Here is a 12,399-nt window from a genome sequence, read left to right as displayed (position 1 = left end):
GCATGGAAGCGACGCAGCGAATCACCCGGCGTGCCTGGAACGGCACGCTCCTGGCCGGCGCCCTGCTGGCGAGCGGGGCGGCGCGGGCGCAGGGCGGCTGGCCGGACAAACCGGTGAAGGTGATCATCCCGTATCCGGTGGGCGCGGTCGGCGACGTGATGATGCGCATCGTCGGCGAGCGGCTGGGCGCGAAGTTCGGCCAGCCCTTCGTGATGGACAACCGGCCGGGCGGCGGCGGCCTGGCCGCCACCCGCTTCGTGGCCGACGCGGCGCCGGACGGCTACACGCTGCTGCTCAATGGTCCCAACCACGTCACCAACCTCGGGCTGTACAAGAACGTGCCGTACGACCCGATCGTGGACTTCACGCCGATCACGCACATCGCCTCGGCGCAGACGATGCTGGTCGCGCACCCATCGACCGGGTTCAGGAACATCGAGCAGATCGTGGCGGCGGCCAAGGCGAAGCCGGGTGGCCTGAACTACGCGTCCTCCGGCAGCGGCACCGGCACGCACCTGTCGATGGAGATGCTGATGCGCGCCACCGGCACGAAGCTTGCGCACATCAGCTACAAGGGCGGCTCGCCGGCCGCGGTGGCGCTCGCGGCGGGCGACGTGCAGGTGGGCTTTGCCGCGGTGCCGCTGGTGCAGCCGCTGATCGCTTCCGGCCGCGTGGTGCCCATCCTGGTGGGCGGCAGCAAGCGCCTGCCCGGCTTCCCCAACGTGCCTTCGCTCGGCGAACTTGGCATGCTCAATTACGACGTCGAGGTCTGGTTCGGCCTGCTCGGACCCAAGGGCCTGCCGCCCGCCATCGTCGACCGGATCGCCGGCGAAATGAAGGTGATGCTGGAGGACCCGGCCCTGCGACAGCAGTTCGACAAGCTGGGCTTCACGCCGGCGGCGTCCAGCCCCGCGGAGTTCGATGCCCTGATCCGCAAGGAGGCGCAGCGCTGGCCGGCGCTGATCCGGGAGCTGGGCATCAGCGGCGGCTGAGCCCGCACGTTTCCCTTGCCGCCACGAAAGGAGGCGCCCCATGCGCACTGCCTCGCTGCTTCGTTTTTGCGTCCCGCTGGCGACGGCGCTCGCGCTGCACGGCGCGCAGGCCCAGGCGAGCTACCCTGAGCGGGCGGTCAAGATGGTCGTGCCGCAAACGGCCGGAGGCCCGTCCGACGTGCTCGGACGCACCTTCGCGCAGAAGCTCACCGATGCCCTGGGAAAACCGGTGGTCGTGGAAAACAAGCCGGGCGCCTCGGGGAACATCGGCAGCGACATCGTCGCGAAATCGCGCAACGATGGCCACACGCTGCTGGTCAACATCCTGGGGATCCTGGCGATGAACCAGACCCTGTACAAGACGATGCCATTCGATGCGGTGCGGGACCTCGACGGGATCGGCCGGATCGTCAACTCGCAGATCGTGCTGGTGGCGCATCCCTCGTTCGCGCCGAACACGATCCAGGAACTGGTGGCCTATGCCAGGGCGCACCCTGCGGGGATCGTGAGCTACGGCTCCGCGGGCACCGGTTCGCCGCAGCACATAGGCGGCGAGCTGCTCAATGCGAAGGCGGGCATCCAGCTCACGCACGTGCCGTACAAGGGCGCGGTGCCGGCGCTGCAGGATGCACTGGGCGGCCAGATCCCGCTGGCGATCGTCGGCCTCCCCGCGGCGCTTCCGTACATGAAGGCCGGCAAGCTGAAGGGGATCGCGGTGTTCGGCCACACGCGCTCGGCGCTGGCGCCGGAGGTACCGACCTTCGTGGAGTCGGGTTACCCGTCGATCGAGCTCGAACTCGCGTACGGGATCTTCGCGGCCAAGAACACGCCGCGGCCCATCGTCGTGCGCCTGAACCAGGAGATCGCCGCCATCCTGAAGCAGCCCGAGGTGCGCGAGCGGCTGGTGGCTGCCGGCTTCGAGATCTCGGGCGGCACCCCCGAGGAACTGGACACCCACCTGAAGTCGGAGGTGGAGCGCTGGCGCCCCATCGTCCGCGAATCGCACGCTGTCGCCGAGTGAAACCCCTGGAGCAAGCATGAGCCTCAAGACCATCCGCCGCATCGTCACCGCCAACGACCCGCAGGGCCGATCGGCCGTCCGCTGGGAGGGACCCGCCCCCGGCCAGCACGAGAACGCGCAGTTCGCCGGCCGCGGCCACACCGACTTCTGGGTCTGGCGGCAGACGCCCCAGCCGCTGGCGGGCGACGTCGACACGGGCTTGTGGGCCGACGAGTTCCCCGGCCCGCGCGAAGGCGGCCACCTGCGCGTGGTGCACTGGCTGCCCGGCAACGACGTCCCGGTGGTGAAGCCGCATGCGCCCAAGCCGTCGGCCGACGGGCGTTCGTGGGACCGCGGCGGCGGCAACAACTGCAGCATCTCGGACATGCACAAGACCGAGTCCGTCGACTTCGGCATCGTGCTGCACGGCGAGCGCGGACTGGTGCTGGACGACTACGAGACCGTGATCCGCCCCGGCGACATCGTCGTGCAGGTCGGCGCCTGGCACCTGTGGGACAGCTCGCGCGTCGGCTGCCACATGGCGTTCGACATGATCTCGGCCGACTTCGGCCCTGGCCGCGACGGCGTGCAGCAGGGCGACGCCCAGCCGCTGCAGCCGCCCGCCGGACTGCAATTGCCCGCGGGCGTGCGGCCGCAGCGCCGCATCGTCACCATCGACCGCGAGCCGGGACGCTCCTCGCTGGTCATCGACGGGGCCTCGCCCGACGTGCGCCTGGATGCTTCGCGCCCCGGTTTCGCGCTGCAGCGCATGTGGGTGGTCGAGGGGCATCCCGCGCCCATCGTCCCCGAGACGCTGCGCCTGCCGCACGTGCTGGTGCCGCCGGCGAACGGCACGGTGCTGAACGTGATGACCATCCCTCCCGATGCAAACTGGCGCGGTCGCGCGAGCGAGGTGGCGGCGCGTGCGTGGTTCGAGTCGATCGGCGCGGGGTCGGTGGCCACCTGCGGCAGCATCCCCGGCAATCCCTACTCGAAGCAGTCGTCCACCGTGGATTTCCTGGTGGTCACCGAAGGCGAGCTCACGCTGCTGCTGGACACCGGCGAGACGCGCCTGGCCGCCGGCGAGATCGCCGTCGTGCGCGGCGGTAACTACGCGCTTGGGAATGCGAGCGACCGGCCTGCCGTGGTCGCCGTGGCGAGCCACGACGCCGTCCAGGAATGACCGGCATGCACACCCCGCGCTTCCCCGCGCCTGCGATGGAGCAACTCACGCAAACGCAGCAGGCCGTGGCCCGCGAGGTGCTCAAGCAGTCCAGCGCCGGCCTCGGCGGCCCTTACGGCATGCTGCTGAAAAGCCCCGAGCTGCTGCGGCGCTACCTGGCCATGACCGACTACCTGCGCCAGCGCACCTCGCTGCCGCTGCACCTGAAGGAGATGGCCATCCTGATCGAGGCGCGCCTGTGGGACGCCCAGTACGAATGGTGGGCGCACGAGCCGATCGCGCGGCGCGAGGGCCTGTCCGAAGCGATCATCGAGGACCTGAGGCAGGGGCGGCGTCCGGCGGCCATGCGGGCGGACGAGGAGGTGGTTTACGACCTCGTCGTGGAGTTGCTGCGCGATCGCCAGCTCAGCGACGCAACCTTCCATCGCGCCGTCGAAATGCTCGGCGAGCAGCAAACCGTGGACCTCGTGGCTACAGCCGGCTTCTATGTGTTCGTGTCGACCGTGATCATCGCCGGCCGCGTCGTGCCGCCGCCGGGTCACCCGGCGCAGCCGATGCCGGAGTTGCTGAAGGCGTAGGTCTGCGCGGAGCCGCGAGCCAGGCGCATCGAGACGCTCGTGGCGAGATGGACGATGACGAACAATGAGATTCCAGCCATGGCGATGAAGTGCACCCGGCGTGCCGCTTCGTACCCGCCGAACAGATCGGCCAGCAGTCGGAGCTGAACGGGCTGCCACAGGGACAGGCCCGAGCCCGCGGCGAGAGCCCCGAGCGCGAGCACGCCCGCGTACAAAATACCGCGGTCCCTGAACCCTCTCATCGCGCAAGAAAGTCGCGGACCAGGCGAATCGTGGCTCTCGAGTTTTCTTCCATGATCCAGTGGCCCGAATCCGGAACGATGCCTTCCGTCACGTCGTCGCCGGCGGCGCGCATGACCGTGGCCATCATCGGACCGAAGGACTTTTCGCCGCCCAGCGCCAGGATCCGCATCTTGAGCCGGCCGCCGGCCAGGGACTCCCGGTTGTCGCTGGCATCCTGGTCGAACGCGGCGAACTGCGCGAAGCCGGAATGCATCGCACCCGGAAGCGCGTAGAGCGCGGAATAGTGGCGCCTCGCCGCTTCGCCGAAACGGTCCGGAGACGCCGAAAACTCGTTCCAGAATCGATCCAGGTAGATGCGCTCCCGGCCGGCCACCAGGCGCTCCATGTCCGGTCCGCCGAATCGGAAATGCCACAGCAGCGGGTTCTTCAGGACCTCTTCCCACGGCCCGACGCCGGGTACCGGCGCGTCGATCAGCACCAGCCGCCGGACCTGCTCGGGGTGCTGCGCGGCGAACTGGAACGCCACCATGTTGCCTATGTCGTGCGCCACAACGTCGACCTCTTTCACATGCAATGCCGCGAGCACGGCGCCGACATCGACGGCCTGGTTCTTCTTGTCGAAGCCGCCTGCCGGCTTCGACGACAAGCCAAGCCCACGCAGGTCCGGGACGATCACCGTGCGGTCCCGTGCCAGGTCGATGGCCAGGGGTGCCCACATGTCGCCGGTCTCCCCATAGCCGTGCAACAACACGACCGCCGGACCGGAGCCGCCGGAGCGCGTATGGATCGTGGTGCCGTTGACCGCGATGTCGCGCACCGCGAATCCCGGAAAGCCGAAGTCCTGGGCGGAGGAAGTTGCAGGCATGACGAGGCCGATCACTAATGCGAAGAGAAGGTGAATGAAAGCGGGCATGGCAAAACCTCACGAGGGATGCGAACGAGTATGGGCGCAGGCCAGCGCGTTGACCATGCCGGCAGGCGGCAATGAGCTTCAACCCGCGGTTTAAGATGCGGCAATGACGCACCTGCAGCATCTGGTCTCCTTCGTCCAGACCGCGGAGCACGGCAGCTTCTCGGCCGCCGCCCGGGTGCTTGGATTGACCCCCGCGGGCGTGAGCAAGAACGTCGCACGGCTGGAAGCGGACCTGAGGGTGCGGCTGTTTCATCGCAGCACCCGACGCCTGTCCCTGACCGAGCAGGGAGAGCGCTTCCTGGGGCAGGTCAATGGCCCGCTGGCGGCGCTGCAGACGGCCGTGGCCGCCGGCAGTGGTGTCGATGAAGTTCCTGCGGGCACCTTGAAGGTCAGCATGGGCCAGGCCTTCGGCCGCAACTTCCTGGTGCCCTTGCTGGGGGAGTTTCTCGCGCGCTATCCACGGGTGGTGCCCGACTGGCATTTCGACAACCGCCAGGTCGATATCGTGGGCGAAGGATTCGATGCGGCGATCGGTGGCGGCTTTCCCATGGCCGCGGGCGTCGTCGCGCGCGAGCTGGGGCCGGTGCACATCGTCGCCGTCGCAGCACCGGGCTACATGGCGGGGCGGACGGCGCCGCGCACTCCGCAGGATCTCGCGTCCTTCGAATGCCTCATGCGGCGCTCCACGCCCACCGGCCGGGTGCGGCCATGGACACTCCGATCCCGTCGCGCGGCCGAACAGACGGTCGACTGTCAACCGAGGGTCATCCTCAGCGATCCTGAAGCGGTCGCGCAGGCGGCACGACAAGGTCTTGGCGTTGCCCTGGTGCCGATGCCGTTCGCATTCGGCCATATCCGGTCCGGAGAACTGGTTCGGCTCCTGCCGGGTTGGTACAGCGATGCGGGCCCGCTTTCGCTCTACTATCCAAGCAAGAAAATGCTGGCCGCGAAGACGAGGCTCTTCGTGGACTACGTGCTGGAGCGGTTCCGATCCGTCGATTTCGCGCGCCTGATAGACGGCCGCTGAGACAGATCCGAGGGGACGCGGCCAAATCAAAGGGTAGACTGCAAGCGCCATGTTCGGCCGCCGCCCCATCCAACGCCTCACGACCACGATCTTCGTGGTCCTGTCGCTGCTGTTCTCGCAACTGGCGCTGGCGAACTACGCCTGTCCGGCCGAGCCGGCGCAGGACGCCGACGCGGCCGTGATGCACATGGCCGCGGGCGAGCCGTGCCAAGGCATGGCCATGCCGCGGGACACGGAGCAGCCGGTCCTGTGCCACCAGCATTGCGTCAACGCGCCGCAATCCTTCGACCCGCTGAACGCTCCGGCGGTCACCCTGCCGGCGATCGTGCAGGTCGTGGTCATGCCGCTGCTGCTCGATGCCGATGCCGCTGCATCGGCCGTTCAAGCGCAGCGCGGACCGGAGCGACCACCTCCGGACCCGCTGTTCCTTTCCACGCTCAGACTGCGCGTCTGATCTCCTGGGCCGACTGACCGGCGTCGGCGCGGCTTGCCCGCGACCGACAACCGATTCGTTGTCTTCGGAGATTCCATGTTCCCGCGTTTCCTGTTGGCGGCCGTGACGGCCGCCGCAATGCTGCCTACCTTGGTGTCGGCGGCGCCTCTGGGCCTGGACCAGGCACTGCAACTGGCAGCCGAGCGCTCGCAGATCGTGCGGGCGGCGAGCGCCGGCGCCCTCGGCGCTGCGGAGGCGGCCCGGGCCGCCGGCCAGTTGCCCGACCCGATGCTCTCGGTGGGGATCGACAACCTGCCCGTGACCGGTCCGGAGCGCCTGCGTACCACCACCGACTCCATGACGATGAAGCGCATCGGCATCAGCCAGGAGTGGGTCCCATCCGGCAAGCGCGCGCTTCGCACCGCCGCCGCGCAGGCAAGGGTCGGTCGTGAAGCGGCGCTTCGCGATGAAGCCCTGGCGGAGACCCGGCTGCAGACCGCGCTGGCCTACCTGGATGCGTACTTCGCGAGCGAGGCCCTGAAGCTCACCGAGTTGACCGAGCACCACGTGCACGAGGAGCTCGAGGCCGCCAAGGCGCGGCTGGCGTCGGCCACCGGGAGCAGCCAGGAAGTCCTGGCCCTGACAGCCGCTCGCGGTGTGGCCGAGGACGACTCCGCCGAAGTCGGGCAGGCGCAGGAAGCTGCACTGGTGGCCTTGCAAAGATGGATCGTCATGCGGCCCGATTCGCTCGCGCCGCCGGAGCTGCCTCCCACGTTCGATGAAGCAGCATACGTGGCTTCCCACCCGAGGGTGTTGGCGGCGCAACGCGAGCTGGAAGTGGCGCGCAGCGAAGCCTCGGTGGCTGCCAGCGACCGCAGGCCGAACTGGACCTGGCAGCTGTCCTATGGCCAGCGCACCGGCTTGCCGGACCTGATGTCCTTCGGCGTGGCCATCCCGCTGCCCGTTGCACCCGCCGAGCGCCAGGATCGCGAGTCCGCAGCGAAGCTGGCCGTCGTGGAACAGGTGGAGGCGAAGGGGGAGGAAGCCCAGCGCCTGGCAAGCGCGGAATTCCAGAGCCTTGCCAGCGATGCGCGGCGCCTGCAGGCCCGCGCCGAACGTTATCGCGCTGCAGTCCTCACCATCGCGCAGCAGCGCACGCAAGCAGCACTGGCGGGCTACCGCTCCAACCAGGTAACGCTCATGACGGTCTTCGAGGCAAGACATGCGGAGGTCGAGGCCCAGCGCAAGCAGCTCGCCCTGCAGCGGGACCTCGCCAAGGCGAGGGCGCAGCTCGCCTTCAAGCCGGTTGCCCTCGGGAGTGCTCGATGAAGCGTACGCATCTCACTGCTGCGGTGCTGGCCGCCGTGGCCTTCGCCGCCGGCGGATTCCTCGTCGGCCGGCAGCTTCAGCCTGGCCTCGGCAAGGCGCCAGCGACAGCCGCTGCTTCCGCTGGCGAGCGCAAGGTCCTGTACTGGCATGACCCGATGGTCCCCGGCCCGCGCTTCGACAAGCCGGGCAAGTCGCCCTTCATGGACATGCAGCTGGTGCCGGTCTACGCCGACCAGCAGGGCGATGCCGGCGTCCGCGTCAGTGCGCAGCTGCAGCAGAACCTGGGCATCCGCACCGCCACCGTCACGCGCACGCAGGTCGCGAGCTCCTTCGATGCCATCGGCACCGTGCAGTTCGACGAGCGCCTCACCGAAGCCGTGCAGACCCGCGTGAACGGCTACGTGGAGCGCCTGCTGGTGCGCGCACCCATGGAGTACGTCCGCCGCGGCGAGCCCCTGGTCGTCATCTACGCCCCGGACTGGCTGGCAGCGCAGAACGAGTACCTGGCGCTGCAACGCTTGGGAGTCTCGCAGGACCTGCTGGATGCCGCGCGCCAGCGCCTGCGCGCGTTGTCGATTCCGGATGCCCTGTTGCGCCAATCCGAGCAACTCGGCACCGCGCAAGCGCGCTTCCGGATTCCCGCCCCCGTGAGCGGAGTGGTGGCGGAACTGGGAATTCGCGAGGGCGTGGCGGTCACTCCCGGCATGACGCTGTTCCGCATCGCCGGCCTGGAGAAGGTCTGGGCGGTCGCCGAAGTGCCGGAGGCGCAGGCCGTGCGCCTCACGCGCGGGCAAAAGGTGAAGGCCGCCTTGCAAGCCGACCCGTCCCACACCTTCGAGGGTGAGCTCAAGGAGATCGTGCCGCAGGTCAGCGCGAACACGCGGACCGTGCAGGCGCGGTTCGAAGTCGCGAACCCGCAAGGGAGACTCACCCCGGGCATGTTGCTGCGGCTGCAGGTGGCTGGGCCTGCAACGTCGCGCCTGGTGCTGCCGGCGGAAGCCGTGATCCGCACCGGCACCCGCGCCGTGACCATCGTGCGGCGGGGCGACGGCAGCTTCGAGCCGCGCGACGTGCAACTGGGGGCGGATCTCGGCGACACGGTGGAAGTCGCGCAGGGCCTGAACGAAGGCGAGCAGGTGGTGGCCAGCGGGCAGTTCCTGATCGACTCCGAGGCGCGGCTGAAGTCGGTGCTGGGCGCAATGGCGATGGCGACCGCGCCGGCGGCTCCACCGGCCAGTGCGGCTGGCTCGGCGAGCGCGCCTGCAGCGAGCGCTGCCGCCGCCACCCACGTGGGCGACGGCAAGGTCGAGAGGGTGACCGCCGAGGCCATCACCATTTCCCACGGACCGATCCCGTCTCTCAAGTGGCCGCCCATGACCATGGGCTTCGGCAAGCCGAACGCCAAAGCCTTCGCGGACGTGAAGCCGGGTGACACGGTGCACTTCGAATTCAGGGAGGGCGGCCCATCCGACTACGAGCTGCTGGCGGTCACGCGCAAGAAGGCTGCGCAGTGATCGCCGCCGTCATCCGGTGGTCCATCCGCAACCGCTTCCTCGTCCTGATGGCGACGGCCTTCCTGGTTGCCGCCGGGATCTGGTCGACGCAAAGGATGGCGCTCGACGCGCTGCCTGACCTGTCGGATACGCAGGTGATCGTGCGAACGCCCTATCCGGGCAAGGCGCCGCAGGTGGTGGAGGACCTGGTCACCTATCCGCTCACCACCACGATGCTGAGCGTGCCGGGCGCGAAGACGGTGCGCGGCTACTCGTTCTTCGGCGACTCCTTCGTGTACGTCCTGTTCGAGGACGGGACGGACCCGTACTGGGCGCGCTCCCGCGTGGTCGAGTCCCTGAACCAGGTGCAGAGCCGGTTGCCCGCGGGAGCCAACGCTTCGCTCGGACCCGACGCGACGGGCGTGGGCTGGGTGTTCGAGTACGCGCTTGTGGACCGCACCGGGCGCAACGACATCTCGCAACTGCGCGCCCTGAACGACTGGTTCCTGAAGTTCGAACTGAAGACCGTGCCCGACGTCGCCGAGGTGGCCAGCATCGGTGGCATGGTGCGCCAGTACCAGGTGGTGCTCGACCCGGACCGCATGCGGGCCTTGGGCGTCACGCAAGGCATGGTGGTCACGGCGCTGCAGAAGGCCAACCAGGCCGCGGGCGGCTCGGTCGTGGAGCTGGCCGAGGCCGAATACATGGTGCGCTCGCGCGGCTTCCTCGCCTCGCTGGAGGACTTCCGCACCATTCCCGTCAGCGTCTCCGGGACGACTCCGGTCCTCCTGCGCGACGTCGCCTTCGTGCAGATCGGACCCGAGCTGCGGCGCGGCATCGCCGAACTCGATGGCCAAGGCGAAGTGGCCGGCGGAGTGGTCGTGATGCGCCCGGGCAAGAACGCCCGCACCACCATCGAGGCGGTGAAGGCCAGGCTCGCCGCGCTCAAGCCCGGCCTGCCCCCTGGCGTCGAGGTGGTGCCTACCTACGATCGATCGCTGCTCATAGACCGTGCCGTGGACAACCTGAGCGCGAAGCTGGTCGAGGAGTTCATCGTGGTTGCCCTGGTCTGCGCCGTCTTCCTGTTCCACCTGCGCTCCGCGTTCGTCGCGGTCATCACCTTGCCGGTCGGTGTGCTGGCGGCCTTCGTCGTGATGCAGTGGCAGGGCGTCAGCGCCAACATCCTGTCGCTGGGCGGCATCGCCATCGCGCTGGGCGCCATGGTGGACGCCGCCATCGTCCTGATCGAGAACGCCCACAAGCACCTGGAAGCCTTCCAGCACCGGCACGGCCGCGGCCCGACGCCGGCCGAGCGCTGGCACCTCGTGACCGACGCCTCGGTCGAGGTCGGGCCGGCGCTGTTCTTCTCGTTGCTGGTGATCACGCTCTCGTTCGTGCCCGTGTTCACGCTGCAGGCGCAGGAGGGGCGCCTGTTCGCGCCGCTGGCCTTCACCAAGACCTATGCGATGGCGGCCGCCGCCGCTCTTTCGGTGACCCTTGTGCCCGTGCTCATGGGCTATCTCGTGAGAGGGCGCATCCCACCGGAGGCTTCCAATCCTCTCAATCGCTTGCTCGTCGCGCTCTATCGCCCGGCACTGGAGGCGGTGCTGCGCTTTCCGAAAGCGACCCTCGCAGTGGCGCTGCTGCTGCTCGCGCTCACGGCGATTCCGGTCATGCGCCTGGGCGGCGAGTTCCTGCCGCCGCTCGACGAGGGCGACCTGCTGTACATGCCCTCGGCACTGCCTGGCCTGTCCGCCTCCAAGGCGGCCCAACTGCTGCAGCAGACCGACCGCATGATCAAGACCGTCCCCGAAGTGGAGCGTGTCTTTGGCAAGGCCGGCCGCGCCGACACCGCAACGGACCCGGCCCCACTCGAGATGTTCGAGACCACCATCGCGTTCAAGCCGCGCGCGCAGTGGCGCGCGGGCATGACCCCGGACAAGCTGATCGAAGAACTGGACCGGGTGGTGAAGGTGCCGGGCCTGTCCAACGTCTGGGTGCCACCGATCCGCAACCGCATCGACATGCTGGCCACCGGCATCAAGAGTCCGGTGGGCATCAAGGTCGCCGGTGCCGACCTGGCCACCATCGACCGCCTCACCGGTCAGATCGAAGCCGCGGTCCGCAAGGTGCCGGGCGTGTCGTCCGCGCTGGCGGAGCGGCTGACCGGCGGCCGCTACATCGACGTCGACGTGGATCGTGCCGCCGCGGCCCGCTACGGCCTGTCGGTCGCCGACGTGCAGGCGGTGGTGTCCACCGCCATCGGCGGCGAGAACGTGGGCGAGGTGATCCAGGGCCGCGAGCGCTTTCCGATCAACGTGCGCTACCCGCGCGAGATTCGCGATTCGCTCGAGCGCCTGCGGCAGCTTCCTTTCGTGACCGACAAGGGCGCGCAGCTGCTGCTGCAGGACGTCGCCCGCATCCGCATCCAGGAAGGGCCGCCGATGATCCGCAGCGAGAATGCGCGCCTTTCGGGCTGGGTCTACGTCGACGTGCGCGGCCGCGACCTGCGCTCGGTGGTCAACGACATGCAGGGCGCCGTCGGCAAGGAGGTCAAGCTGCCGGCCGGCTATTCGGTGGGCTGGTCCGGGCAGTTCGAATACCTGGAGAGGGCCACCGAGCGGCTGAAGGTGGTGGTGCCGGCGACGCTGGCCGTGATCTTGGTGCTGCTGTACCTGCTGTTCCGCTCGTTCGAGGATGCGGCGCTCGTGATGGCGGCGGTGCCCTTTTCCCTGATCGGCGGGTTCTGGCTGGTGTGGGCGCTCGGGCACGACATCTCCGTGGCCACTGCCGTGGGATTCATCGCGCTGGCCGGTGTGGCCGCCGAGTTCGGGGTGGTGATGCTCGTCTACTTGAAGAACGCCCATGCCAGGCGCATTGCCGCCGGCGAGCCGGACGACGAGGTCACTCTGCTGGCCGCGATCCGTGAAGGCGCCGTGCAGCGCGTGCGGCCCAAGGCCATGACGGTGGCCGTGATCATGGGCGGGCTGCTGCCGATCCTGCTGGGTAGCGGCACCGGCTCCGAGCTCATGACCCGCATCGCCGCTCCCATGGTGGGCGGGATGGTGACGGCGCCGCTGCTCAGCATGTTCGTCATCCCGGCCGCCTGGTACCTGCTGCATCGGCGCCTGGGTGGAACGGTCCCCAGGCGCTAATCCTGAAGTACCAGCCACGGCATTCACTTGCGGTCTGCCCGCGTTTTTTTCCG

The 12,399-nt window shown here is 68.9% G+C and carries 11 protein-coding genes; 9 read left to right on the top strand and 2 right to left on the bottom strand.

Annotation, left to right across the window (positions count from 1 at the left end):
• The first annotated feature begins 2 nt into the window (after window positions 1-2).
• The 4 genes from JWP60_RS21110 to JWP60_RS21095 are packed head-to-tail and all read left to right on the top strand — an operon-like array spanning window position 3 to window position 3,753.
• The gene (locus tag JWP60_RS21110; protein ID WP_299795660.1) at window positions 3-992 is read left to right on the top strand and encodes a tripartite tricarboxylate transporter substrate binding protein; all 990 of its coding nucleotides are present in this window, start codon (window positions 3-5) and stop codon (window positions 990-992) included.
• 40 nt (window positions 993-1,032) lie between these two features.
• Entirely contained in the window at window positions 1,033-2,013 is a 981-nt protein-coding gene (locus tag JWP60_RS21105; RefSeq protein ID WP_299795658.1) for a tripartite tricarboxylate transporter substrate binding protein, read from the top strand.
• Window positions 2,014-2,029: 16 nt separating this feature from the next.
• A complete protein-coding gene (locus JWP60_RS21100) occupies window positions 2,030-3,175 on the top strand; it encodes a hypothetical protein (RefSeq protein WP_299795656.1) in 1,146 nt (381 codons plus the stop codon).
• Between the two features lie 5 nt (window positions 3,176-3,180).
• Entirely contained in the window at window positions 3,181-3,753 is a 573-nt protein-coding gene (locus JWP60_RS21095) for a carboxymuconolactone decarboxylase family protein (RefSeq protein ID WP_299795654.1), read from the top strand.
• Here the strand turns inward: JWP60_RS21095 and JWP60_RS26800 are convergent.
• Window positions 3,714-3,995 (bottom strand): hypothetical protein, encoded by a 282-nt coding sequence (locus tag JWP60_RS26800; protein ID WP_363320937.1) that lies wholly within the window; start codon window positions 3,993-3,995, stop codon window positions 3,714-3,716. The two genes, JWP60_RS21095 and JWP60_RS26800, sit on opposite strands and share 40 nt — an antisense overlap.
• The gene (locus JWP60_RS21085) at window positions 3,992-4,909 is read right to left on the bottom strand and encodes an alpha/beta hydrolase (protein WP_299795651.1); all 918 of its coding nucleotides are present in this window, start codon (window positions 4,907-4,909) and stop codon (window positions 3,992-3,994) included. The genes JWP60_RS26800 and JWP60_RS21085 overlap by 4 nt, the downstream gene beginning before the upstream one ends.
• Window positions 4,910-5,012: 103 nt before the next feature.
• On the opposite strand from JWP60_RS21085, the gene JWP60_RS21080 reads away from it, so the two are divergent.
• The 5 genes from JWP60_RS21080 to JWP60_RS21060 all read left to right on the top strand — a co-directional run bounded on the left by JWP60_RS21080 (window position 5,013) and on the right by JWP60_RS21060 (window position 12,346).
• Window positions 5,013-5,936: a LysR family transcriptional regulator gene (locus JWP60_RS21080; RefSeq protein WP_299795649.1), complete on the top strand. Its 924-nt coding sequence runs from the start codon at window positions 5,013-5,015 to the stop codon at window positions 5,934-5,936.
• A 49-nt stretch (window positions 5,937-5,985) separates the two neighbouring features.
• Complete coding sequence (locus JWP60_RS21075) at window positions 5,986-6,390, top strand: hypothetical protein (RefSeq protein ID WP_299795647.1); 405 nt, start codon at window positions 5,986-5,988, stop codon at window positions 6,388-6,390.
• Window positions 6,391-6,465: 75 nt separating this feature from the next.
• Window positions 6,466-7,698, top strand: a complete 1,233-nt coding sequence (locus tag JWP60_RS21070) for a TolC family protein (RefSeq protein ID WP_299795645.1) — start codon at window positions 6,466-6,468, stop codon at window positions 7,696-7,698.
• A complete protein-coding gene (locus JWP60_RS21065; RefSeq protein ID WP_299795643.1) occupies window positions 7,695-9,212 on the top strand; it encodes an efflux RND transporter periplasmic adaptor subunit in 1,518 nt (505 codons plus the stop codon). Before JWP60_RS21070 ends, JWP60_RS21065 begins: the two co-directional genes overlap by 4 nt.
• Entirely contained in the window at window positions 9,209-12,346 is a 3,138-nt protein-coding gene (locus JWP60_RS21060) for an efflux RND transporter permease subunit (protein WP_299795641.1), read from the top strand. Before JWP60_RS21065 ends, JWP60_RS21060 begins: the two co-directional genes overlap by 4 nt.
• The last annotated feature ends 53 nt before the right edge of the window (window positions 12,347-12,399 follow it).

This window comes from Ramlibacter sp. (assembly GCF_028291745.1).
Lineage (GTDB): Bacteria > Pseudomonadota > Gammaproteobacteria > Burkholderiales > Burkholderiaceae_C > Ramlibacter.
The sequence above is the reverse complement of the archived record's forward strand: the minus strand, read 5'-3'. Positions and strand labels throughout refer to the sequence as shown.